This is a genomic window from Pseudonocardia sp. EC080619-01, assembly GCF_001420995.1.
GTDB lineage: Bacteria > Actinomycetota > Actinomycetes > Mycobacteriales > Pseudonocardiaceae > Pseudonocardia.
This window is the reverse complement of the sequence record NZ_CP012185.1, coordinates 708,394-731,509: the sequence shown is the minus strand read 5'-3', so window position 1 is coordinate 731,509 and position 23,116 is coordinate 708,394. Positions and strand designations below refer to the sequence as shown.

Here is a 23,116-nt window from a genome sequence, read left to right as displayed (position 1 = left end):
GGCGTGGCACGGGCCCGGCCCGGCCGGGACGCGCGTGCTCACGTCCTCGATCCCGCCGCGCGGAACGCTTCGCCCGAGATCGACCGCGACGCGACGCCGTCGACGCCGACCGGGACGTCGCCCTCGATGGTCGTGCGGTAGAGCACCCGGGTGACGTCGAGGTGGTCGAGATCGGTCGGGGCCAGGTGTGCGGTGACCCGGTTGTCCCAGAAGCCGACACTGTCCGGCCGCCAGCCGAACCGCACCGTGTACGCGGGGTTCGTGATCTCGTCGAAGAGCAGGTCCAGCAGCCGGTCGCTCTGCGCGGCGGCGAACCCCACGATCCGGCTGGTGAAGCCGGGGGAGACGAACAGCGCCCGCTCGCCGGTCTCGGGGTGTACCCGCACCACGGGGTGCTCGGAGACGATCGGGGCCTCGGCGACGAGCCGCTCGGACTCGCTGCCGTTCTCCCAGCGCGGTGCGCGACCACCGAACCGGTGCTCGGCACGCAGACCCTCGACGAAGCGCTGCAGCGGTTCGGGTAGCCCCTCGTAGGCGGCGACCAGATTCGTCCAGGTGGTGTCCCCGCCGTAGGGCGGGACGATCTCGGAGCGCAGTACGGTCGCGGCGGGCGGGTTGACCAGGGCGGCCACGTCGGTGTGCCAGAAGCTCGCGTAGCTGTAGCGCCGGGCCCCGGCCCGGGCCGCGTAGAGCCTGCTGTCGACGGCGAGGATCTCCGGGTGGGTGCGGCCGGCGTCGCCGTTGTCGTAGCGGTAGGGGTGGGCCGGGGTCACCTTCCCGAAGCGGGCGGTGAAGGCGATCTGCTGGTCGTGGTCGAGCGGCTGGTCGCGGAAGAAGACGACCTTGTGGCGCAGCAGCGCCGCCCGGATCGCGGCGACGGTGGCGTCGTCGAGTGCGTGCCGCAGGTCGACGCCGTGGATCTCGGCCCCGATGTGCCCGGCGACGGGCCGGACATCGAGTGCGGAGCCTGTCTGGGGGTGCTCGGCGGTGGCGGTCATGATGCTCCCTCGAAACAGGAGGAGAGGGCAGCGCGACAGGCGCTGGAAAGGGTTGGCGGAAAGGCGACGGTGCGGCCGGAATCATCCGGGGGCGGCGTCGTGCGACGAGGTCCGGGAGCGGGACGACGGCGTCCGTGCTGCGGAGGTGTGAGTCGTGGTCAACCGGCGACGTGCGTCGGAATCAACGGGGAGGACACGGGCGGCGACAATCGGATACCGGTGCGGTCCGGTTGTCGCCGTGGCCTGCGATCCTCACCATTCGATCGTGCGGTCCCGTTGTCCTGGTGTCAATTTTGCGATGATGGAAATTAAGCCGGTGCCGAATGCGGTACCGCTTCCTCGGGGAGCTCGAGGGGGTGGGTGTACACGGCGTCGAGGACGCTCGCCGTCCCGGCGACGGCGAGCGCATCGGCGCCGAAGCTCCCCGGGACGACGACCCGGTCCGGCTCGGTGCAGGTGAAGGAGCCACCGGCGACCTCGGTGTGCAGGTCGGCCAGCAGTAGCGGTGCGATCTCGGGCAGCAGCCCGATCCCGCCCTCGACGACGACCAGCACGTCCGGGTTGACCAGGTCCAGCAGGACCGCCGCGGCCCGCCCGACCAGGCGTAGCCGCTCCCGGAACAGCGCCACGGCGGGTGGCTCCCCGGCTCGGGCCGCGGCGACCAGGCCGTCGAAGGACGGTTCCGCCACGATGCCGGCGGCTGCCGCGCGTTCCCCCATCGCCCGGTCCGACACGGTGGCCTGCAGGCAGCCGGAGCGGCCGCACGCGCAGCGGACCGTGGGATCGCCGAGCGGGAGGTGGGCGATCTCGCCGGCGGTCGTGCCCGGACCGTGGTGGACGACGCCACCGGTCGAGAGGGCGGCGTCGATCATGTTCCCGACGAACAGGGTGACCGCGCTGCGTCCGGCGCGGTCACGGGCGGCGCCGAACAGCAGCTCGGCCCGGGTGAGGGCGTGGGCGTGGTTCTCGGCCCGGACCGGGAGACCGAGGCGGTCGGCGACGAGCCGCGCGGCCGGCACGTCGCGCCAGCCGAGCAGGTCGTGCACGACGATGTCCCCGCTGACGTTGTCGACCCGGCCCCCGCTGGTCAGCCCGGCCCCGAGCGGCGCCCGGTCGTCGGAACCGGATGGCAGGAGCGCCGCGAGCCGGTCGGCCGCCCGCCGGAGGACGGCCGAGGGCGTCGTGCCCTGGTGCGGGACCACCTCGCGTGCCAGGACCCTGCCCCGCAGGTCGGTGACGGAGACGGTGCTGTGCGGCACGGCGACGTGCAGGCCGGCCGCGACCCAGTACCGGTCGTCGACGTCCACCGGTTCGTGCGGCCGTCCCAGACCGGGCCGTGGTGAGCGGAGGGGGAGGTCACGGACCAGCCGGCGGGCCGCGAGGTCCTGGTAGAGCCGGGTGACGGCCGCTGCGCTCATCCCGGTGCTGCGGGCGACGGTGCTGCGGGCGACCGGGCCGTCGGCGAGAATGCACCGCAGCACCGCGGCGGCGCTGGCACTGCGGCGGCCGAGCGGGACGGCGGGAGCCGCGGCACGGGGGGACGGGACCGGGGTCGTGCGGGGCCGCAACGCGGGCATGGCGGGTTCTCCGGGGCGCGAGGTGGTGGATGTGCGGTCGCGCGCACGGCCGGGCCGGCCACCGTCCCGGGGGAGTGGGGCGTCGGCCCTAGCCGTGCCACCCACAGATCGCGCTCGCCTGCCGACGCAGGTCGACATGGCGGCGCTCACGCAGAGTCGCTGACTGGGCCATCGCGCCACATCGTGACAAACCCCGACGAGGTGCACCAGTGGCTGCCGTCACACCGGGTGTCCCGAAGTCCGGGGACGCCGTGACCGGTTCGCGGGTCATGTCCACCGACGGAGCAGTGCGCGCTCGGCCACGCCGAGCACGGCGTCGGTCGCCTTGCCCAGCAGTGCCAGCAGCACGATCGCGAGCAGCAGCACGTCGGTCCGGCCGGTGTTCTGGCTGTCGATCAGCAGGAACCCGAGCCCGATCGAGGAGGCGATGAGCTCGGCGGCGACGAGGAACAGCCAGCCCTGGGCCAGGCCCAGCCGCAGGCCCGACAGCGCCGGGGGTGCGATCGCCGGGAGCTGGACCTGTAGGAACAGTCGCAGCCCGGAACGGCCGTAGGCACGTCCGACCTCGACGAGCCGGCTGTCGACGTGCTCCAGCGCGGCTGCGACGGTGGTGTAGACGGGGAAGAACGCGCCGATCGCGACCAGCGTGACCTTCGGCGTCTCTCCGATGCCGAGCCAGAGCAGGAGCAGCGGGACCCAGGCCAGCGACGGGACCGCCCGCAGGGCCTGGACGGTGGGTCCCAGGACGGTGCGCACGCGGGCCGAGAGCCCGACGAGCCCGCCGAGCACGAGTCCGATCCCGGCGCCGGCGGCGAACCCGAGCAGCACCCGTTGCACGCTGATCGCGATGTGCTGCCACAGCTCGCCGCGCCCGGCCAGCTCGCCGAGCGCCGCGACAACTTCCAGCGGGGTGGGGAGCTGCGCGGGGGAGAACCGGCCCGACGTGGCGAGCAGGTGCCAGCCGACCAGCAGCAGCAACGGCACGACGAGCCCGGCCGCGAGGGTGGACAGCAGGCGGCGTCGCCGGCCGGTCCGCGGTGCGGGGCCGGGCCCGCCGGGGCCGGTCGGTGCCCCGGTCGTCCCCGTCGTCCCGGGCGTGCTGGTGATCGTCATGGTCCGGCCGTCCCGTCGGCGCGGGTACCGGCCGCCTCCTGGGCGAAGCGTGGTTCGAAGAGCGTGTCGAGCGCGGTGCGGGTGTCCTGCTCGGAGCGGACGAGGCCCTCGGAGACCAGGACCGGCACCAGCCGTTCCAGCACGGCGCGCTGCGCGTCGCCGGGGACCGGGTCGATGTCGACGCGGGTGCGTTCGAGCAGCTGCGTGCGCGCGACGTCCGGGCTGATGCTCGCGGCCTCGGCCAAGGTTGCGACGGCGTCGTCGGGGTTCTCCAGGATCCACGCGCGGGCCCGCTCGTAGGCGCGGACCACCGCGGCGGCGGTGTCGGGATCGCGTTCGAGGAACGCCTCGTCGGCGTTGAGCAGGCCGTAGGAGTTGAAGTCCAGGTTGCGGTAGATCAGCGTCGATCCGGCGTCGAGTTCGCTCTGGGCCATGAACGGGTCGAGGCCGGCCCATGCGTCGACGTCGCCCCGCTCCAGGGCGGTCCGGCCGTCGGAGTGCTGCAGGTTGACGATCTCGACGTCGTCGCGGTCCAGACCGGCCTGTTGCAGGGCCTGGACGAGGAAGAAGTACGGGTCCGTGCCCTGGGTGACGGCGACCTTGCGGCCCCGCAGGTCCGCCGGGCCGGTGATCGGGGAGCCCCGGCCGACCACGATCGCCGACCACTCGGGTCGGCTGTAGACGTCGATGGAGCGGATCGGGGAGCCGTTGGCCCGGGCGAGCAGGGCCGGTGTCCCCGCGGTCGACCCGATGTCGACGACCCCGGCGCGCAGGTTCTCGTTGGCCTTGTTGCTGCCCTGGGACAGGACCCACTCGACCGAGCCGGGTCCCAGCTCCTGCTCCAGCCAGCCCTGCTTCCTGATCACCAGGCTCTCGGGGTTGTAGTACGCGTAGTCCAGGCGCACCTTCGTGCCGCCGCCGCCGCCGGGGGAGACGGTGCCGTCGGCGTTCTCGCCGGCGGCACAGCCCCCCAGGACGGCCAGCGCGACGAGCAGGACGAGCGTTCGGGCGAGGCGCATGGGACGGCTCCGGTGGTTCATCGCTGCTCGGGGACGCGGGGATGGTGGGTCGGGACGCCGAGGCGGGTCAGCAGGTCGGCACGCAGCGCCGACGCCCCCGTGTCGGCGCGGTCGCGGGGCCGGGCCTGCGGCGGGGTCAGCGAGTGCACGATCTGCGCACCCTCGCCCGACTCCGACGAGCCGATGACGACGATCCGGTCGGCGAGGTACAGGGCCTCGTCGACGTCGTGGGTCACCAGCAGGATCGTCGCGCCGGAGACCCGCTGCAGGTCCTCGACGAGGTCCTGCATCTGCAGCCGGGTCAGCGCGTCCAGGGCGGCGAAGGGTTCGTCGAGCAGCAGCACACCGGGGGCACGGACCAGGGCACGCGCCAGGGCTGCCCGCTGGGCCATGCCGCCCGACACGGCGCGCGGCCGGTAGCCGGCGAAGTCCGCGAGACCGACCGAGGCCAGCGCGCGCTCCACGGCCGTGGTCCGGTCGGCGCGCGGTGTGCGGTCGGGCAGGCCGAACGCGACGTTCTCGGCGAGGGTGCGCCAGGGCAGCAGGCGGGGCTCCTGGAACACGACCGCCGCGCGGTCCTGGACGCCGGAGACCGGCTCGCCGTCGACGAGGATCTTCCCGCTGGTGGGCAGGTCGAGCCCGGACACGAGGCGCAGCAGCGTGGACTTGCCGGATCCGGACGCGCCGAGCAGCGCGACGACCTCTCCGGCGGAGATGTCGAGGTCGATGTCCCGCAGCACGGTGCGGGAGCCGCCGGCGGTGGTGTCGAAGCGGCGTCCGGCGGACCTGAGCTGCACGGAGGCAGGTTCGGCCCAGGTGGTGGTCTGCACAGGCGTGTCCTGTCCACGGGAGGGAACGGGCGGGTCGGTGTCACGCCGGACAGGTGGCGCTCGCGGTGTGCCCGAGGTCGAGCCACGCGCGGCCGACCAGAAGGACGCCGCTCCCCATGTGCACCACGTCACGGAGTCTACGTTCGAGTGACGTTGGCGTGAACCGGAACGTGATGTTCGTCCGGTTCGCGGGCACGCTCCGTGTCAGAGAGTGGCCTGTCCTGTCGCCCAGAAGTAGGTCAGCTCCGTGCCGTTCAACAGGTGGTCGCCGATCGCCCGCTCCTGGTAGACGACCGGGTTGTGCGAGGAGAGGGTGCGGGCGTTGCGCCAGTGCCGGTCCAGGCCGCGCCCGAGCGAGGTCGCCGACGCGCCGCCGACGTCGAACAGGCGGGTCGTGACCCGCTGGACGAGCTCGGTGACGGTCACCTGGGCCTGCACCGCTCGCAGCTCCGCGGCCTGGATCGCGTCGTTGTCCGGGAGGCCGGCCAGGATCGGGCCGCGTGCCCGGTCGATGGCCCGGGCGACGTCGAGGACGACCGCCTCCGCGGTGGTGACGTCGGCGGAGAGCCGGCCGAGGACGGCCTGGACCAGCGGGTCGGTCGCCGCGGTGGCACCGGCGCCCTGGCTGTAGGTGCGGGTGCGTGAGCGGACGAACCCGGTGGCGTCGCGCACCGCCGCCTGAGCGACGCCGGCCAGGGAGGCGAGCAGTACGTTCTGCAGGAACGCGGTGTGCAGGGTGCGGGTCCCGGTGCCGGTGAACACGTGCACGGCGGCCGGGTCGACGGTGACGTCGCGGAACACGGTGGCGCCGCTGCCGGTCAGGCGCTGGCCGAACCCGTCCCAGTCGTCGCGGAGTTCGACGCCCTCGGCGGTGGTGGGCAGCACGACCCGGGCGAAGCGGTCGTCCTCGTCCTGGGCGGTGACGACGATCCAGTCCGCGAACAGGGCCCCGGTGCTGTAGTACTTCTCGCCGTCGAGCCGGTAGCGGCCGCCGTCGTGGCGCAGGCGGGTGGCCAGGGACCCGGTGGTCGCGGCGCCGCGTTCGTGGCTGGCGTTGCCGACGACGTCGCCCGTGGCGACCCGGCGGAGCCATTCGTCGCGGTCGGGGTAGTGCGGGTCCTGCAGCACCGTCTCGACGAACAGGAAGTGCGCGCGCAGCAGCTGGGGCAGGTTCGAGTCCGCCGCTGCCAGCTCGACGAGCAGTGCGAACAGCTCGGTGGCCGACGCGCCGGAACCACCGAGCTCGCGGGGCACGGTGAGTGCGGTGAACCCGGCCGCTGCGAGCGCGCGGACCTCGTCGTGGGGGAGGTCGCGCCGGGCCTCCCGGGTGAGTGCGCCGTCGGCGATGCGGGCGAACACCTCGGTGAACCGTGCGGAGTCGGTGGGCAGGGCGGTGCTGGTCACGGTGGGCTCCTCGGGGTCGCGGCGCGCGACGACGGGACCGTCAGCGCGGGGTGCGGGGACTGTGGGGTGCGGTCGCCGAGTCGGACCCGCACCGTCGGTTCGGGTCCGACGCCGGCCGCCGACATCGCGCACCCGCCGCCGGCAGTCGGACGGGGGTCGTCCCGTACCGGGTCACCGGCCGGTCACGGCGTCGCGGCGGAACCCCGCGCCGGGATGGTGCGGGGACAGCCGTGGACCGGCTCCGAGCAGGCGCTCGCGCAGCGTCTCGCCCTCTTCGTAGGAGGTGCGGTAGCGGCCTCTGCGCTGCAGCTCGGGCACGACCAGCTCGACGAAGTCGGCGAAGGTGCCCGGGGACAGGTACTGGATCAGGTTGAACCCGTCGAGACCGATCGAGTCCGCGAGTTCCTCGATGCGGTCGGCCACCCGGGTCGGTGAGCCGACGACCAGGAACGGGTCCGCGGTCGGGTCGTCGTAGAAGTCGACTACCTCGCGAGCCCGCTTGTCGGCGAACGAGCGCTCGTTGGACTCGATGTGTCCGCGCGCCCGGAAGCCGAGGAGCTGTTCGGCGCCGTGCGCGGCCAGGTCGACGCCCGTCCCGCCACCGAAGTGGACCAGGTAGCCGACGGTGTCGCGGTAGCGCAGGAAGTCTTCGAGCTTCGCCCGTGCCGCGGCGTCGGTCTCGGCGACGATCACGTTCAGCCCGGTCAGGAACCGGATGTCGTCCGGCGTACGACCGTGGGCGACGGCGAGCTCGCGGGTCGACGCGACCACCGAGTGGGCCTCGTCCTCGGTACGGGCCCCGACGAACATCGCCTCGGCGTGCCGGGCGGCGAAGTCGCGGCCCCGGTCCGAGGACCCCGCCTGGTAGATCACCGGGGTCCGCTGGGGGGACGGCTCGGACAGGTGCGGGCCGTCGACGGTGAAGTGGGCGCCGCGGTGGCCCACCTCGTGCACCTTCGCCGGATCGCTGTAGCGGCGCCGTGCCCGGTCCCGCACCACCGCGTCGTCGTCCCAGGAGCCCTCCCAGAGCTTGTAGGAGACCTCCAGGAACTCCTCGGCGCGCTCGTAGCGGTCATCGTGGCCGACGGCGGCATCGAGACCGTAGTTCCGTGCGGCGTCCGGGAGGTAGCCGGTCACGACGTTCCAGGCGACCCGGCCGCGGGTGAGGTGGTCGAGGGTGGAGAAGCGCCGGGCGTTGCCGAACGGCGGCTCGTAGGTGGTCGTGAAGGTGACCGCGAAACCCAGGTCGCGGGTCACCGCCGCCATCGCCGGTACGAGCAGGAACGGATCGTTGTTGGGGGACTGGACGCCCCGTTCGAGGGCGGCGTCGCGGCTGCTGCCGTAGACGTCGTAGGTGCCGACGACGTCGGCGAGGAACAGCGCGTCGAACAGGCCGCGTTCCAGCAGTCGTGCGGTCCCGGTCCAGTAGTCGATATCGGTGTAACGGTGCCGGTTGTTGTCCGGGTGGACCCACATGCCGTGATTCATGTGGCTCGGCGTGTTCATCTCGAAGCCGTTGAAGTGGAGTATTCCGGGCACGATGTCCTAGGCGCAGATCGTCGGGATGGTTATGGGCGCCGGTCGGTTTCCGTACCGGCGACACTAGGAATGTGCCGGTTCCGGTGTCAATGAGAGCGAAGCCTCGCGCGTCCCACTGTCCGGGTATTCCGGACAATGGCGGTGGTGCTGTCCGTACGATTCCGCGGACACGCTCCCGCGATGTGGGAAGGAATGGTGTCCGGTGCATGGTTGCCGAACGTCGTCGCCCGCCCTGGCCCGTACCCGCCCGGGGCGTTACGGGTCCGGCGCGTAAGGATCACGACAGTCCGGGACCTTGTCAGGACGGGAGGTCCCGGCCATTCTTCATCCGTGCCACACACGTGCCTGACCCGGCGGATCACGCTGGATCTGTGCCGTCTGTGCACGGTCGGCTGTCGCTGATCCTCCGCCTCCCACCCGACGGGTGCCGGGCCCCCGCCGTCGTCGCGGGCCCCCGGCCGTGAGGCCAGCCCCGGTGTGACCGGCGAGCCCTCCTGTGCGAGCCCTCGACCGCGCGACCCGGCGTGTCCGCACGCCGTCCCCGCCGAACCCGTCGGCGCCGGTCCGCACCGGTGCCGACGCGGCCCGCCCGTGCCGTCGAGAGGCCCTCCACCCATGTCCGTACCCGCCGACGCGGCACGTGCCGCACCACCGGGCCGGCGCCGCGCGCGTCCCCGGTCCGATCCCCGCACGGCGTTGCTGCCCGTGCTGTCCCTGCTCGTCTTCCTCGTCGTCTGGCAGGTCGCCGCCGCGAGCGGGATCTGGAACGAGACCTTCGTGCCGTACCCGTCGACCGTGTGGCGGTCGCTGGTGGAGGTCTCGACCGTCCACGACGGCGTCCGCGGCTACCAGGGCTACCTGCTCTGGGAGCACCTCTACATGACGCTGCGCCGGGTGCTCGGCGGCGTCGTCCTCGGTGTGGTCGCGGGGGTGCTGGTCGGGTTGCTCATGGGCACGGTCGGCTGGGTCCGGCGGGTGCTGGAGCCGTGGCTGACGTTCCTGCGGGCGCTGCCGCCGCTCGCGTACTTCTTCCTGCTCGTGATCTGGCTGGGCATCGACGAGGCCCCGAAGGTCACGCTGCTGGCGCTGGCCGCGTTCCCGCCCGCCGCCGTCGCCACGACGGCCGCGGTCGCCGCCGCCCCGCTGGGGCTGATCGAGGCCGCCCGCGCACTCGGGGCCACCCGCGGCCAGGTCGTGCGGGACGTGATCGTCCCGGCCGCGCTGCCGGAGACCTTCACCGGCATCCGGCTCGCGGTCGGCATCGCCTACTCCTCGGTCGTCGCGGCCGAGTTGTTCAACGGCATCCCCGGGATCGGCGGGATGGTCAAGGACGCCAGCAACTACAACAACACCCCGGTCGTGCTCGTGGGCATCTTCGCGATCGGCATCTCCGGCCTGGTGATCGACGCGCTGCTGCGCGCCGTCGAGCGCCGCACCGTTCCGTGGAGGGGACGAGCATGAGGATCCGTCCGACCGTGGCGGCGATCGCCACCGCGCTGGTCGCGTTGCTGTCCCTGTCCGCGTGCGCCATCGGCCCCGCCGGGCAGGAGGCGGGGAAGCCGACCATCCGTATCGCCTACCAGAGCTTCCCCAGCGGTGACCTCGTCGCGAAGCACAACCGCTGGCTGGAGGAGGCACTCCCGGACTGGAACGTGCAGTGGACGAAGTTCGACTCCGGGGCGGACATCAACACCGCCTTCGTCGCCGGGGAGCTCGACTTCGGCGCGATCGGCTCCAGCCCGGTCGCGCGCGGCCTGTCCGCACCGCTGGACATCCCGTACCAGGTCGCGTTCGTGCTCGACGTCGCCGGCGACAACGAGGCCCTCGTGGCCCGCAACGGCACCGGCGTCACCGACGTCGCGGGACTGCGCGGCAAGCGGGTCGCCACCGCGTTCGCCTCCACCTCGCACTACAGCCTGCTCGCCGCTCTGGAGCGGGGCGGTCTGACGCCCTCCGACGTGGGGCTGGTCGATCTGCAGCCGCAGGCCGCGCTGGCCGCGTGGGAGCGCGGCGACGTCGACGCCGTCTACACCTGGCTGCCGACCCTCGACGAGCTGCGGAAGACGGGCACGACACTGGTCACCAGCCGCGAGCTCGCCACCGCGGGCAAGCCGACGCTCGACCTCGGCGTGGTGTCCCGGCCGTTCGCCGAGCAGCACCCGGACGTCGTCGACGCCTGGCGCCAGGTCGAGGCCCGGGCGCTGGAGACCGTCCGCGCCGACCCGCAGGCCGCCGCGCAGGCGGTCGCGGCCGAGATCGGCACCACCCCGCAGGACGCCGCGTCCCAGCTGGAGCAGGGGGTGTTCCTGTCCGAGCAGGAGCTCACCTCCGCCGAGTGGCTGGGCGTCGACGGGCAGCCGGGGAACCTCGCCCAGAACCTGCAGAGCGCGGCGCAGTTCCTCGCCGAGCAGAAGCAGATCCCGGCCGCACCGGATCTGGCGACGTTCCAGGACGCGATCTACACGAAGGGGCTCCCGGATGTCCTCGCCGCAGGCTGACACCACGACCGGGGCGGTCGCCGGGACGCCCGCCATCGCGGCGCGCGGGCTGGGGCACTCCTATCCGGGCCGCCGGGAGCGGGTGCAGGCGCTGGGCCCGCTCGACCTCACCGTCGTGCCGGGGGAGTTCCTCGTGCTGGTCGGGGCGTCCGGCTGCGGCAAGTCCACCCTGCTGCGTCTGGTCGCCGGGTTCGAGCGGCCCGCCGAGGGCGGCTTGAGCGTCGCCGGTCGGGATCCCGAGCCGGGTGTCGGGGCCGGCGTGGTGTTCCAGCAGCCGCGGCTGTTCCCGTGGCGCACGGTCGGGGGCAACATCGACCTGGCCCTTCGCTACGCGGGCGTCGGTCCCGCCGACCGGGCCGTCGCCCGGGACGGGTTGCTGGAGCGGGTCGGGCTCTCCGGTGTCGCCGACCGGCGGATCTGGGAGATCTCCGGCGGCCAGCAGCAGCGGGTCGCGATCGCCAGGGCGCTGGCCGCGGACCGGGACCTGCTGCTCCTCGACGAGCCGTTCGGGGCGCTCGACGCGCTCACCCGCGAGCGGTTGCAGGACGACCTGCGCCGGGTCAGCCACGAGACCGGCCGGACCAGCGTGTTCGTCACGCACTCCGCGGACGAGGCGGTGTTCCTCGGCTCCCGCGTGGTCGTGCTGACCGCCCGTCCGGGGACGGTCGCGCTGGACCTTCGGATCGACCTGCCCCGCTCCGGCGTCGACGCCGAGGGCCTCCGCGGGTCCCCGGAGTTCGCCGAGCTGCGGGCGCGGGTCGGCGCGGCGGTGAAGGAGGCGGCGGCCTGATCCCGTCCGCCGTGCCCGGTGTCGCTGCGGCACCGGGCACGGTGCGGCCGCCGGGGTCAGGACGGGTCGGCCAGTGCTGCGGCGAGCGCGGCGGCGCGCCGGATCGGGTCGACACCGCGCTCCGCCTTGGACCCGGCGAGGCCCCCGTCGTAGACGAGCTGGATCCGGGCCGCCGTCTCGTCCGGGTCCGGATGTCCGAGCTGGACGAGCGCCTCACGGAAGGCGGCGCGCTGGCGTGCCCGGTGACCGGCGACCACGCCGGCGACCGGCGAGCCGGGTTCCGGGAACTCGGTGGCGGCGTTGAGGTAGCGGCAGCCGCGGTAGTCCCGCCGGCGCGCGGTCGAGGCGGCGACGTCGAACGCGGCGCCGATGCGGGCCGCCGGGTCGTCGGCGAGGCCGCGCACGGCCCGCCGGTAGCGCTCGGCGTCGGCGTGGTCGGCGCGCCCGAGGTAGGCGGTGACCAGGGCGTCCTTCGACCCGAAATGCTGGTAGAGGCTGGCCCGCGCGACACCGGCCTCGGCGATGACCCGGTCGATGCCCACGGCGCGGATGCCCTCGCGGTCGAAGAGCCGCCCGGCCGCGTCGAGCAGGCGTTCGGCGGGCCCGGCTGCGGTGGAGATCGGCACGGACCCAGCATAGACCGACCGTAGACAGATAGACCGGTCGGTCTGTTATGGTGCGTCGTGTGAGGACGTTCCGGCTGGTGAAGCGCCGCCACGTCGACCTGCTCAGGGTCATCGCGGCCGCCTGTCCCGGCTCCTCGCCGCAGGCCTGACCGGCCTGCCTCGCGCCGGTCCGAACGGCGCGTGCCCGCCCCTGCCGCCGCGTCCGACGTCGGCCCCGTCCGCGGCGCTCGCTCCCGCAGCCGTCCTGCCGCCGGTTCCCGGCCGCACGCCACGGCGGGATCCGCGGGCGCCGTCGTCCACGCGCGTGTCCTGCCGATCCGGAGGTCGTCATGTCGCTGTTCCTGCTCGAGTTCGTCCCCGCCACCGCCGGTCGTCCCGCGGTCGACGCGCTGCTCCCGGCCGTCGACCGGGCCGCCACGGCCGCCGGCGGCACCCTGATCGAGTCCCAGGTGACGGGTGCGCACGACCGCGTGTTCGCCGTCGTCGAGGCACCGGACGCCGGGGTGCTGGCGGGCCGGTTCGACGGCCTCCCCGGCGTCGCCGGCTCCGCGGGGCCGGACGAGGTCCGCCTGGTCGGCGCCGACCTCGGGGCCCTGAAGGCCGCCCGCCCGCGTGCGGGCTACCTCGTCGAGTGGGACCTGCCCGACGGCCTCGACATGGACACCTACCTCGCCCGGAAGGAGGCGAAGGCGCCGCGCTACGCCGACGTCCCCGAGGTCAGCTTCCTGCGCACCTACGTCCGCGAGGACATGGCGAAGTGTCTGTGCTTCTACGACGCCCCCGGCGAGGAGGACGTCGTGCGGGGCCGCAAGGCCGTCGACACCCCGATCGACCGGCTGCACACCCTGGCTGGGGAGGACCGGTGACGGCCGTGGCAGACACCGGAGTCGACACCTGGTTCCGGGAGGCGGCGGGGCCGGTCGACCGCGGCGAGGACGACGTCCGCACCGGCCTGCGCCGGCTCGGCGACGCCGACCTCCTCGCGCCACCCGGGTCCGGCGCCGCGCACGCGGTGACACTGGTGGAACGGATCGCGGGGGAGTGCATGAGCTCCGCGTTCGCGACCTGGGCCCAGCGGATGGCGTTCGAGTACCTGACACGGGCGGCCCGCCCCGACGGGACGCTCCTCGACGGGGTGCGGCGGGGCACCACGATCGGGGCCACCGCGATGGCCCCGGCGCTGCGGGACCTCGCCGGCCTCGAACCGGTCCCCGTGGTCGCGACCCCGGCGCCGGACGGCGGGCTCGTCCTCGACGGACCGATCCGGTGGGCGTCGAACCTGTTCGACGACGCCGTGGTCGTCCTCCCGGTCCGGCTCGGCCCCGGCGACGACCGGGCCGTCGTGCGGATCTCCACGGCCGACGCAGGGGTGCACCGCGCGCCGCGGCCCGTCCTGCTCGCCCTGAACGGCACCGGATCCACCTCGGTCCGGCTCGACGGCGTACGGGTCCCTCCCGAGGCGGTGCTCGCCACCGACCTCCCGGCCTTCGTCGGGGCGATCCGGCCGACGTTCCTGCTGGTCCAGAGCGCGTTCTGCAGCGGGCTGGCGACCCGGTCGGCCGGTGCGGCCGTCGAGGCGGCGACCGGGGTGTCCGCGCCCCTGGCCCCGGACGCAGCGGCCGTCGCGGACCGTGCGGCCGACGTCCACGGGCGCCTGCACACCCTGGCCGCCGATCCCTCGGCGGCCGGCCCGGCCGAGTTGCTGCGCCTGCGCCTGGACGCGGCGACGACGGCCACCGACGCCACCCGGATCGAGTCCGTCGTCCGCGGCGGCGCGGGCTACGTGGCCGGGAGCGACGTGGCCCGCCGGCTGCGCGAGGGCGCCTTCCTCCCTGTCCAGGCACCGACGGAAGGACACCTGCGGTGGGAACTGTCGCGCTTGCGCTGAACGGCGGCGTCCGCCGCTACGGACCACGGACCGTCCTGGACGGCGTCGACCTGGAGGTCGGCCGGGGCGCCCGGCAGATCGTGCTGGGCCCGACCGGGAGCGGGAAGTCGACGCTGCTGCGGCTGCTCGCCGGGCTGGAGGAACCGGACGCGGGGACGGTCGAGCGGCCGGGCGACCCCGTCACCGCGACGGTGTTCCAGGAACCGCTGCTGCTGCCGTGGCTGACCGTGCGGGACAACGTCGGGCTCGGTGGCCGCTACCGCGCCAACCGGGGCCGCTACGACTCCGGGCACGCCGGCGCGCTGCTGGAGCGGCTCGGCATGTCCGCGCACGCCGACGACCTGCCCGCGGCGCTCTCGGGTGGTCAGGCCCAGCGGGTGGCGATCGCCCGGGGGATGGCGATCCGCCCCGACGTGCTGCTGCTCGACGAGCCGTTCGGCGCGCTGGACCCGGCGACCCGGGCGGAGCTGCAGGTATGGCTGCGCGAGCTCGCCGAGTCCGAGGGGCTCACCCTGGTCCTGGTCACCCACGACGTCGACGAGGCCCTCTACCTCGGCACGCACGTCGCGGCCCTCGACGGTGCCGGCGGCATCGGCGGGCGCTGGACCCCGGAACCCTCCGCCGCGCCCGGCGGGCACCCGCTGCGCGACGAGGTGCTCGCCGGGTACCGGTCCCAGGCGGTGGGCGCCCGGTGAGCCCGGTCGACCGGCGCACGCTGCTGCGCGCCGCCGCGGGAGCGGGTGCGGTCGCCGCGGTCGGCGGCGGGGTCGCCGGGATCGCCGACCTCGCCACGGCGGGCCGCAGCACCGCCCGCACCGGCACCGGTCTGCGCATCGGGTACCTGCCGATCACCGACGCGTCGCCCCTGCTGGTCGCGCACGCCCAGGGCCGGTTCGCCGCGGCGGGCCTGGAGGCACAGCGGCCCGTGCTGTTCCGCGGCTGGGAGTCGCTCGCCCAGGCTTTCCTCGCCGACGAGGTCGACGTGGTGCACCTGCTCATGCCGTTCGCGGTGCAGCTGCGCTACGCGCTCGGTGCGCGGATCCGGATGATCGCCTGGGGCCACACCAACGGCTCGGCGCTCACGGTCGCTCCCCGGGTCGGCGAGCTCGCCGAGCTCGCGGGGCAGCAGGTCGCGATCCCGTTCTGGTGGTCGATCCACAACGTGATGCTGCAGCGGATGCTGCGCGGCGCCGGGCTGCGGCCCGTGGTGCGTGAGCAGCCCTCGGCCCGCGACGGGACGGTCGGGCTGGTCGTTCTCAGCCCCGCCGACATGCTCCCCGCGCTCGACACCGGGCGGGTCGCCGGGTACATCGTCGCCGACCCGTTCAACGCGGCCGCCGAGATCCGGAAGGTCGGCCGGATCGCCCGGTTCGTCGGCGACAGCTGGCGCCGGCACGCCTGCTGCGTGGTCGTCGTCCGGCAGGGGCTCGTCGACACCGATCCCGCTGCGGTGCAGGGCATCACCGACGCGGTCACCGGGGCCCAGCGGTGGATCGACGGCGCCCGCGCCGAGGCCGCGTCGGTGCTGTCGACCGGCCGCTACCTGCCCCAGCCCCTCCCCGCGATCACCCGCGCACTGGACCAGCCCGCCCGGTCGCCGCTGCGGCCGGACTGGCACGGCGAGCGGATCGGCTTCGAGCCGTTCCCGTTCCCCGGCTACACGCAGAAGCTGGTCGAGACGATGCGCGAGACCGTCGTCGACGGCGACACCTCGTTCCTGGACGGGCTCGACCCTGCCGCGGTCCACGCGGACCTGACCGACGACCGCTTCGTCCGCCGCAGCATCGACGCCCACGGTGGGCCGGCCGCGTTCGGCCTGCCCGCCTCGCTCACCCGCACCGAGGACGTGACCGCCGTATGAGCACCGTCGCAGCATCCCGCCCGGCCCGGTCCGACGTGCCCGCCAGGTCCGCGGCCCTGTTCGCCCCGGTTGCCGGGACCCTGGTGGCCGTCGGGATCTGGTGGCTGGTCACCACGGTGCCGTCCGGCCCGGACAGCCTGGTGCGCGCGTTCGCGCCGCAGAACGCGATCCCGGCGATCGGGGTCCTGGCCGCCGAGGGTGTGCTCGCCGGAGACATCGCCACCAGCCTCTGGCGGCTGCTGCTCGGGCTGCTCGTCGCCGGGGTGCTCGGTGTCGCCGTCGGGCTCGCCGTCGGCTCATCGGTGCTCCTGGAACAGGGGACCCGGCCGGTGTTCCAGTTCCTGCGGATGATCTCACCGCTGGCGTGGGCACCGGTGGCGATCGGGGTGTTCGGGATCGGTCACCGCCCGGTGGTGTTCCTGGTCGCCGCGGCCGCCGTCTGGCCGATCGTGCTCAACGTCGTCGCTGGGGTCCGTGCCGTCGACCCGCAGCTCACCCTCGTCGCGCGCTCGCTGGGCGCGAGCCGTCGCGAGATCCTGACGACGATCGTGCTGCCGACCGTCCGCCCGCACCTGCTCACCGGGGTGCGGCTCGCCCTGGGCATCGGCTGGGTCGTGCTGGTCCCCGCCGAGATGCTCGGCGTCACCTCCGGGCTCGGCTACGAGATCCTCAACTCCCGCGACCAGCTGGCCTACGACAAGGTGATGGCGGTGATCCTGGTGATCGGCGCGCTGGGGTACGCCCTCGACACCCTCGCACGACGGCTGCTGGGTGCGGGGGCGTCCTCGCCCCGGGCGTGAGGTGGGCCCGGGCACAGGTGGGCGACAGGAACGGGTGCTGTCGGCAGACTGAGATCAACGATCTGTATGCAGATCGTCGTTCCGGTGTTGGAGGTGCCGCGTTGCGTGAATTGAGCTGGTCGGATCCCGAGGTGTCCGAGGGACTGCGAGCGATCGGTGCGGCTACCCCGTTCTGTTACGGCCTGACCAACTACGTCGCGGCGAACCTGAGCGCGAACGTGCTGCTCGCGGTCGGCGCGAGCCCGGCGATCGGCGCGATGCCGGGAGCTCCGGCCGCGTTCGGCGCCGGGGCTTCGGCGGTGTGGATCAACACCGCGGCGCTGATGAGCAGTGGTCCGGACACGCTGACCGACGCCGCCGGATCCGCGCACTCGGCGGGCACGCCGTGGGTGCTCGACCCGGTCGCGTTCGGTGCCGGTGCGGCCGCCTACGACGAGATCGTCCGATCCCTGCTGGCCTACCGGCCCACTGCGATCCGGGGCAACGCCTCCGAGCTCATCGCGCTCGGCGGCGGCGCGGGTGGCCGCGGGGTGGACAGCACCGCCGACTCCGCGGAGGCGGTACCGGTGATCACCGAGCTCGCGAAGCGGGCCGGCGCGGTCGTCGCCGTCTCCGGGCCGATCGACTACGTCACCGACGGGGACACCACGATCGCCGTGCCCGGGGGTGACCCGCGGCTGACCCGGGTCACCGGCGCGGGTTGCGCACTGGGCGCGCTGACTGCCGCCGCGCTGGCTGCGATCGACGACCGGCTGACCGCGGTCGCTGTCGCGCACGCGCTGTATGCCGAGGCGGCGAACCGGGCCCGTCCGGTGCGGGGGTCCGGCTCTTTCGCGGTCGCCCTGGTCGACGAGCTCTCCCTGCTGGCGGAGTAGAGGGCGCGGGAAATGCATCTCGCAGCGTTCCTCAATGCCGGTCCGCAGGGCACCGTCGGCTGGCGGCACCCGGACAGCACCACCTCGTTTCTGCGGGCTGAGCACTACCTGCGCGTCGCCCGGCTGCTCGAGGAGGCGCGTTTCGACTTCGCGTTCGTCCCGGACTCTCTGGCGGTCCCGCGCAGCCTGGGCGGCTCGTTCGATCCGGCGGTCCGGTACGGCACCGGGACCCCGCGGCTCTCACCGGTTCCGGTGCTGGCGATGATGGCGGCGGTCACCGAGCATCTGGGGCTGGCTGCGACCGGCTCCACCGGGTGGTCGCAGCCTTATCCGGTGGCCCGGGAGTTCGCCACGCTGGACCACCTCACCGGTGGTCGTGCGGCGTGGAACGTGGTCACCAGCTTCCAGGACGCCGAGGCGCGCAACCACGGCGCGGACGCTCTGCCGCCCCGGGCCGAGCGCTATGCCCGCGCCGAGGAGTTCCTGCAGGTCGTCACCGGTCTGTGGGACGGCTGGGCCGACGACGCCGTCCTGGAACCGTTGGGCGACAAGGAGTCCGGGATCTTCGGCCGCCCCGATCGGGTGCGGGCGCTGGATCACGACGGCGAGTGGTTCCAGGTGCAGGGGCCGCTGGGTGTGCCGCGCAGCCCGCAGGGCCGTCCGCTGATCATCCAGGCGGGGGCGTCGCCGGCAGGGCGGGACTTCGCCGCCCGCTGGGCCGATGTGATCTTCTGCAGCCACGAGTCGCTGGACTCGGCCGTCGGCTTCTACGGCGACCTCAAGAAGCGCGTCGCCGCCCAGCACCGCGACCCGGACCAGGTGCGGATCCTGCCGGCCGCCACGACGGTCGTGGGCCGCACCGACGCGGGGGCGCGGGCCGCGCACGAGGCGTTCACCGGTCTCGTCCATCCCGAGGCGGGCCTGTCCCGGCTGGCGTATCACGTGAACGTCGACCTGACCCGCTACGACCTGGACGGTCCGCTGCCCCCGCTCTCGGAGGTCGGCGTCGAGGGCCACTACCGCGAGGTCGTCGAGTTCGCCGAACGGGAGGGACTGTCGATCCGCGAGATCGGCCGCTGGTACGGCGCCCGCACCGAGGGGGACATGGTCGGTTCCGCGGCGACGATCGCCGACACCATGGAGCAGTGGCTCGAGGCGGGCGCCGCGGACGGGTTCATGATCCAGGCGACGCACGTGCCGGGCGCGTTCACCGAGTTCGCATCATCGGTGGTTCCCGAGTTGCGACGCCGCGGACTCCTCCGATCCGAGTACAGCGGCGCCACGCTGCGCGAGAACCTGGGCCTTCATCGGCCGGAGCGGCGGCCCGCGTGAGTGAGTTCGTCAGCGTCGCTCGACTGGCCGCCGACCGTGCGGGGACCCTCGTGCTCGACGCGAGTGTGTCCCGCGAGACCGGCGCGGACGGCCGCGTCGCCTACCGGCCCGGACACACGGTGTTCGCCGAGGGACACCTGCCGGGCGCGGTGTTCGCCGACGTGGTGGGGGCGTTCTCCGCGCCGGACGCGGCCCTCCCCCTGACCCGCCCGTCGGCGTCCGAGCTGGGGCACGCAGCCCGTGAGCTGGGGATCGACCCGGACACTCGCGTCGTGGTCTACGACTCGCTGAGCGGGGCCTGGGCCGCGCGGGTGTGGTGGCTGCTGCGCGCCGCCGGGCACCGGGATGTCCGCGTGCTCGACGGTGGCCGCACTGCCTGGGGCGCCGGTGGTGGAGAGATCGAGACCGGCGCGGTGGCCCCGCCGGGCGGCGGCACCTGGGAACCGGGGCCGGACGCGAACCGGTGGGTCGACCTCGACGGCGTCCGGGCCGTGGCTGAGGGCTCGCGCCGGGGGACGCTGGTGTGCGCGTTGCGGACGCCCGACTTCGCCGCAGGTCACATCCCCGGCTCGCACCACGCCGCCTACAACGACCTCCTCGACGAGGGCGGGCTGCTGCGCCCGGACCGTGCCGACGCGGTCGCGGCGTCGCTGTCGGGTGCACCCGGGCCGCTGGTGCTCTACTGCGGCGGGGGGATCAATGCGGCCGGGCTGGCGCTCGCGCTGGCCGGGCGGGGACGCGACGACGTCGCCCTCTACGACGGATCGCTCACCGAGTGGCGGGCCGCTGGTCTGCAGCTGCAGACCGCGCCGCGCGCGTGACGGCGGCGGTGCCCGCCGGCCGCGTCAGCCGTGTGCTGTGGCGATCAGCTGGCGGATCCGCACGTCGTGGTCCTCGGCCAGGTGGGCGAGCATCCGGGCCCGCGCGGTCGCGGCGTCGCCGTCGCGGACTGCGGCGGTGATCGCGTCGTGCTGGTCGAGTGCGTCGGTGAACGCCGCGGCGGAGGGCTCGGCGCGCCAGGGCGCGTGCATCTTGATCTGGGCCTCGAGACGACCGATCAGTGCGGCGAGCGTGTCGTTGCGCCCCGCCGACCGCAGGACCTCGTGCCACGCGTTGAGCGCGCGACGCACCGCGGCGGGGTCGGTGGCGCCGCGGGCGCGTGCGGTGGCCTCGTCGAGGCGGGCCAGGTCGAGCGGTGTCCGCCGGTGCGTGGCGGCCTCGGCCGCGCCGGCGTCGAGCAGCGCGCGCGTCTCGAAAATCTCCAGCAGCTCCTCGGGGCTGCGCCGGTGCGGCAGGAAGCCGTGGTGGGTGGCGACCAGCAGCCCGTCCTGGGCGAGCAGGCCCAGCGCCTCCCGGACCGGGGTGCGGGAGACGGAGAACTCCGTGCTGAGCGTTCCGGGCACGAGCGCGCTGTCGGCGCCGTAGTGCCCGCGCAGCAGGCGGTGGCGCAACTCGCCGTACACGCGGTCCCGCGCGTTGCCCTGCCGTGCTCGGTCCTCGGCGCCCACACCGGAACGGTAGTCCGCCCCGGCGCCGTCGCGGCCCGGCAGCCCGGCCCCCGACTGATGACGTCCGGTGATCGGTTCCGATGACGAACGGGCGTTGGACACCGCGGACCGCGGGGGATGGGCTGAAGCGATGATCTCGCGCGATGACGTGGTCCGGATCGGCTGCGGCCGGTGAGCCGCCCGCACAGCTCGCACTGGGGATCGTTCCGTGCCGAACCGCGGCCGGACGGGCTGCGCGTCCGGCCCCGCCCGGAGGACCCTGACCCGTCCCCGCTGCTCGGCAACGTCGCCGCCGCGGTCGGGCATCCGGCCCGCGTGCGGCGGCCCGCGGTCCGGCGTGGCTGGTGGGAGGACGGACCGGGACCGACCACGCGCCGGGGCAGGCAGGAGTTCGTCGAGGTGGGCTGGGACGACGTACTGGACAGGGTCTCCGCCGAGCTGGCCCGGGTGCGGGGCCGGTTCGGCCCGGAGGGCGTCTACGGCGGCAGCTACGGCTGGGCCAGCGCCGGGCGTTTCCACCACGCGCAGAGCCAGGTCCATCGCTTTCTCAATGCTGCGGTCGGCGGCTACGTCGGTTCGGTCGGCACCTACAGCGCCGCCGCCGCCGAGACGGTGCTGCGCCACGTCCTCGGCCCGGCCGACGTCGTCTCCAAGGGCACCGTGACCTGGGACCAGGTCGCCGCGTCCACCGACACCGTCCTGGCCTTCGGCGGGATGAACCTGAAGAACAGCACCGTCGACGCCGGCGGAATCAGCCGGCACGTCGAGCGGTCCGTCATGGCCTCGGCTGCCGCGCGCGGGACACGGTTCGTCACCATCGGCCCGCTGCGCTCGGACCTGCCGGCCGAAGCCCGCGCCCGGTGGCTGCCGGTGCCACCCGGCACCGACACCGCACTGATGCTCGGGCTGCTGCACACCCTGGTCGTCACCGACGCCTGTGACACCGCGTTCCTGGACCGGTACTGCGTCGGCTGGGAGGAGCTGGCCCGCTACCTGCTCGGCGAGCGCGACGGTGTGCCGAAGGACACGGGCTGGGCCGAGCGCCTCACCGACGTGCCGTCGAGGCAGATCAGGGACCTAGCGGCCCGCGCCGCCGCGGGCCGCACCCTGATCACCGTCGCCCAATCGCTGCAGCGCGCCGAGCACGGCGAGCAGCCGGTGTGGGCCGGGATCGCGCTCGCTGCGGCCCTGGGGCAGATCGGGCTGCCCGGTGGCGGCTTCTGCTACGGCCTCGGCTCGATCGGGCATTACGGGCGAGCGCGGGTCGACGTCCCGATCGGCGCGCTGCCCCAGGGGCGCAACGGCGTCGACGCGGCGATCCCGGTCGCCCGCGTCGCCGATATGCTGCTGCACCCCGGCGAGGCCTACGACCACGACGGACGCCGGGCGACCTACCCACACGTGCGGCTCGCGTACTGGGCCGGCGGCAACCCGTTCCACCACCACCAGGACCTCGGCAGGCTGCGGCGTGCGATCGGCCGACTCGACACGTTCATCGTCCACGAGCCTGCCTGGACGGCCACCGCCCGGCACGCCGACATCGTGCTGCCCACGAGCTGGACGATCGAACGCGACGACATCGGCGCCGGACCGTTCGACCCGGTGATGACCGCGATGCACCGGCTCGTCGATCCGCCCGGCGAGGCCCGCGACGACCACGCGATCCTCGCCGCGCTCGCCGCGAGGCTGGGCGCGGAGGAGGCGTTCACCGAGGGTCTGGACACCGAGGGGTGGCTGCGGCGGCTCTACGAGCCGACACGGGCCGCCCTGGCACAGCGCGGGCTCCCGGCCCCCTCCTACGAGGCGTTCCGGGACAGCGGTGAGCTGGCACTGCCCACCCGCCCCGACGACGGCGGTGTGCTCGGCGCCTTCCGTGCCGATCCCGTTGGCGCACCGCTCCCGACGCCGTCCGGCCGGATCGAGATCACCTCCGCCACGGTGCGGGCGTTCGGCTATGACAACGCGCCTGGTCACCCGCCTGGATCGAGCCCGTCGATGTCCCGGACACGGCGCACCCGCTGTGGCTGGTCGCCAACCAGCCCGCGACCCGGCTGCACTCGCAGCTCGACTTCGGGGCATACAGCGCCGCGCACAAGGTGCACGGGCGTGAGGTCGCCCGGATGAACCCGGCCGACGCCGGGCCGCGCGGTATCGCCGACGGCGACGTGGTGCGGCTCGTCAACGAGCGCGGCGCCTGCCTCGCTGCGGCCGCGGTCACCGACGGCGTGCTGGCGGGCGTGGTGCAGCTGCCCACCGGTGCCTGGTTCGACCCCTACGACCCGGAGGCCGACCGGCCGTTCTGCGTGCACGGCAACCCGAACGTCCTCACCCGTGACGCCGGCACCTCGGCGCTGGCGCAGGGATGCACCGGCCAGCACACGACCGTGCAGGTCGAGCGCTTCGAGGGACCGGTCTCGCCGGTGCGGGCGTTCGCCCCACCCGTTCTGTGTCCCTGACC

General features: G+C 74.2%; 21 protein-coding genes and 1 pseudogene. 13 read left to right on the top strand and 9 right to left on the bottom strand.

From position 1 onward, the window contains the following. Positions 1-38 precede the first annotated feature (38 nt). From AD017_RS31535 to AD017_RS31505, 7 genes are all read right to left on the bottom strand, one after another. Positions 39-998, bottom strand: a complete 960-nt coding sequence (locus AD017_RS31535; RefSeq protein WP_060577321.1) for a TauD/TfdA family dioxygenase — start codon at positions 996-998, stop codon at positions 39-41. A gap of 308 nt (positions 999-1,306) precedes the next feature. Continuing rightward, positions 1,307-2,575 carry an ROK family protein gene (locus AD017_RS31530; protein ID WP_060577320.1) on the bottom strand — a complete coding sequence of 423 codons (1,269 nt, stop codon included), beginning with the start codon at positions 2,573-2,575 and terminating at the stop codon, positions 1,307-1,309. A 267-nt stretch (positions 2,576-2,842) separates the two neighbouring features. Continuing rightward, complete coding sequence (locus AD017_RS31525; RefSeq protein ID WP_082538457.1) at positions 2,843-3,688, bottom strand: ABC transporter permease; 846 nt, start codon at positions 3,686-3,688, stop codon at positions 2,843-2,845. Then, positions 3,685-4,707, bottom strand: a complete 1,023-nt coding sequence (locus tag AD017_RS31520) for an aliphatic sulfonate ABC transporter substrate-binding protein (RefSeq protein WP_060577319.1) — start codon at positions 4,705-4,707, stop codon at positions 3,685-3,687. Before AD017_RS31520 ends, AD017_RS31525 begins: the two co-directional genes overlap by 4 nt. A 17-nt stretch (positions 4,708-4,724) precedes the next feature. Then, positions 4,725-5,504 carry an ABC transporter ATP-binding protein gene (locus AD017_RS31515; protein WP_060577490.1) on the bottom strand — a complete coding sequence of 260 codons (780 nt, stop codon included), beginning with the start codon at positions 5,502-5,504 and terminating at the stop codon, positions 4,725-4,727. A gap of 237 nt (positions 5,505-5,741) precedes the next feature. Continuing rightward, positions 5,742-6,941 (bottom strand): acyl-CoA dehydrogenase family protein, encoded by a 1,200-nt coding sequence (locus AD017_RS31510; protein WP_060577318.1) that lies wholly within the window; start codon positions 6,939-6,941, stop codon positions 5,742-5,744. Between the two features lie 171 nt (positions 6,942-7,112). Further along, positions 7,113-8,480, bottom strand: coding sequence for an NtaA/DmoA family FMN-dependent monooxygenase (locus AD017_RS31505; RefSeq protein ID WP_060577317.1), 1,368 nt, complete (start codon positions 8,478-8,480; stop codon positions 7,113-7,115). A 615-nt stretch (positions 8,481-9,095) separates the two neighbouring features. Between AD017_RS31505 and AD017_RS31500 the strand changes: the two genes are divergently transcribed. From AD017_RS31500 to AD017_RS31490, 3 genes are read left to right on the top strand one after another with little or no spacing between them, the layout of a single operon-like run. Further along, the gene (locus AD017_RS31500) at positions 9,096-9,941 is read left to right on the top strand and encodes an ABC transporter permease (protein WP_060577316.1); all 846 of its coding nucleotides are present in this window, start codon (positions 9,096-9,098) and stop codon (positions 9,939-9,941) included. Continuing rightward, complete coding sequence (locus tag AD017_RS31495) at positions 9,938-10,978, top strand: ABC transporter substrate-binding protein (RefSeq protein WP_060577315.1); 1,041 nt, start codon at positions 9,938-9,940, stop codon at positions 10,976-10,978. The genes AD017_RS31500 and AD017_RS31495 overlap by 4 nt, the downstream gene beginning before the upstream one ends. After that, positions 10,959-11,768 carry an ABC transporter ATP-binding protein gene (locus AD017_RS31490; RefSeq protein WP_060577314.1) on the top strand — a complete coding sequence of 270 codons (810 nt, stop codon included), beginning with the start codon at positions 10,959-10,961 and terminating at the stop codon, positions 11,766-11,768. Before AD017_RS31495 ends, AD017_RS31490 begins: the two co-directional genes overlap by 20 nt. Before the next feature lie 56 nt (positions 11,769-11,824). Here AD017_RS31490 and AD017_RS31485 read toward each other — a convergent pair whose 3' ends face one another. Next, complete coding sequence (locus AD017_RS31485) at positions 11,825-12,394, bottom strand: TetR/AcrR family transcriptional regulator (RefSeq protein ID WP_145984169.1); 570 nt, start codon at positions 12,392-12,394, stop codon at positions 11,825-11,827. A 59-nt stretch (positions 12,395-12,453) separates the two neighbouring features. Between AD017_RS31485 and AD017_RS37615 the strand changes: the two genes are divergently transcribed. The 9 genes from AD017_RS37615 (at position 12,454) to AD017_RS31445 (ending at position 19,971) form a co-directional block, all read left to right on the top strand. Continuing rightward, positions 12,454-12,543, top strand: a complete 90-nt coding sequence (locus AD017_RS37615; RefSeq protein ID WP_369821713.1) for a putative leader peptide — start codon at positions 12,454-12,456, stop codon at positions 12,541-12,543. Between the two features lie 180 nt (positions 12,544-12,723). Beyond that, positions 12,724-13,260 carry a DUF4242 domain-containing protein gene (locus tag AD017_RS31480; RefSeq protein WP_060577312.1) on the top strand — a complete coding sequence of 179 codons (537 nt, stop codon included), beginning with the start codon at positions 12,724-12,726 and terminating at the stop codon, positions 13,258-13,260. A 5-nt stretch (positions 13,261-13,265) separates the two neighbouring features. After that, on the top strand, positions 13,266-14,282 hold the full coding sequence (locus tag AD017_RS31475; RefSeq protein WP_145984170.1) for an acyl-CoA dehydrogenase family protein: 1,017 nt from the start codon (positions 13,266-13,268) through the stop codon (positions 14,280-14,282). Further along, entirely contained in the window at positions 14,258-14,977 is a 720-nt protein-coding gene (locus AD017_RS31470) for an ABC transporter ATP-binding protein (protein ID WP_060577310.1), read from the top strand. Before AD017_RS31475 ends, AD017_RS31470 begins: the two co-directional genes overlap by 25 nt. Beyond that, positions 14,974-16,143, top strand: a complete 1,170-nt coding sequence (locus AD017_RS31465) for an ABC transporter substrate-binding protein (protein ID WP_060577309.1) — start codon at positions 14,974-14,976, stop codon at positions 16,141-16,143. Before AD017_RS31470 ends, AD017_RS31465 begins: the two co-directional genes overlap by 4 nt. After that, positions 16,140-16,943: an ABC transporter permease gene (locus AD017_RS31460; RefSeq protein WP_060577308.1), complete on the top strand. Its 804-nt coding sequence runs from the start codon at positions 16,140-16,142 to the stop codon at positions 16,941-16,943. Before AD017_RS31465 ends, AD017_RS31460 begins: the two co-directional genes overlap by 4 nt. Before the next feature lie 101 nt (positions 16,944-17,044). Next, positions 17,045-17,818 (top strand): hydroxyethylthiazole kinase, encoded by a 774-nt coding sequence (locus tag AD017_RS31455; protein ID WP_060577307.1) that lies wholly within the window; start codon positions 17,045-17,047, stop codon positions 17,816-17,818. Between the two features lie 12 nt (positions 17,819-17,830). Continuing rightward, positions 17,831-19,150 carry an LLM class flavin-dependent oxidoreductase gene (locus AD017_RS31450; protein ID WP_060577306.1) on the top strand — a complete coding sequence of 440 codons (1,320 nt, stop codon included), beginning with the start codon at positions 17,831-17,833 and terminating at the stop codon, positions 19,148-19,150. Next, positions 19,147-19,971: a sulfurtransferase gene (locus AD017_RS31445; RefSeq protein ID WP_060577305.1), complete on the top strand. Its 825-nt coding sequence runs from the start codon at positions 19,147-19,149 to the stop codon at positions 19,969-19,971. The genes AD017_RS31450 and AD017_RS31445 overlap by 4 nt, the downstream gene beginning before the upstream one ends. 24 nt (positions 19,972-19,995) lie before the next feature. On the opposite strand, the gene AD017_RS31440 is transcribed toward AD017_RS31445, so the two are convergent. Next, the gene (locus tag AD017_RS31440) at positions 19,996-20,658 is read right to left on the bottom strand and encodes a GntR family transcriptional regulator (protein WP_060577489.1); all 663 of its coding nucleotides are present in this window, start codon (positions 20,656-20,658) and stop codon (positions 19,996-19,998) included. 171 nt (positions 20,659-20,829) lie between these two features. Here AD017_RS31440 and AD017_RS31435 point away from each other — a divergent pair. Further along, positions 20,830-23,114, top strand: a pseudogene (locus AD017_RS31435) (molybdopterin-dependent oxidoreductase). Positions 23,115-23,116: the final 2 nt, after the last annotated feature.

Coding starts and splice junctions, on each gene's coding strand:
- AD017_RS31535 (WP_060577321.1), bottom strand. CDS start 998: ATGACCGCCACCGCCGAGCACCCCCAGACAGGCTCCGCACTCGATGTC.
- AD017_RS31530 (WP_060577320.1), bottom strand. CDS start 2,575: ATGCCCGCGTTGCGGCCCCGCACGACCCCGGTCCCGTCCCCCCGTGCC.
- AD017_RS31525 (WP_082538457.1), bottom strand. CDS start 3,688: ATGACGATCACCAGCACGCCCGGGACGACGGGGACGACCGGGGCACCG.
- AD017_RS31520 (WP_060577319.1), bottom strand. CDS start 4,707: ATGCGCCTCGCCCGAACGCTCGTCCTGCTCGTCGCGCTGGCCGTCCTG.
- AD017_RS31500 (WP_060577316.1), top strand. CDS start 9,096: ATGTCCGTACCCGCCGACGCGGCACGTGCCGCACCACCGGGCCGGCGC.
- AD017_RS31495 (WP_060577315.1), top strand. CDS start 9,938: ATGAGGATCCGTCCGACCGTGGCGGCGATCGCCACCGCGCTGGTCGCG.
- AD017_RS31490 (WP_060577314.1), top strand. CDS start 10,959: ATGTCCTCGCCGCAGGCTGACACCACGACCGGGGCGGTCGCCGGGACG.
- AD017_RS31480 (WP_060577312.1), top strand. CDS start 12,724: ATGTCGCTGTTCCTGCTCGAGTTCGTCCCCGCCACCGCCGGTCGTCCC.
- AD017_RS31460 (WP_060577308.1), top strand. CDS start 16,140: ATGAGCACCGTCGCAGCATCCCGCCCGGCCCGGTCCGACGTGCCCGCC.
- AD017_RS31450 (WP_060577306.1), top strand. CDS start 17,831: ATGCATCTCGCAGCGTTCCTCAATGCCGGTCCGCAGGGCACCGTCGGC.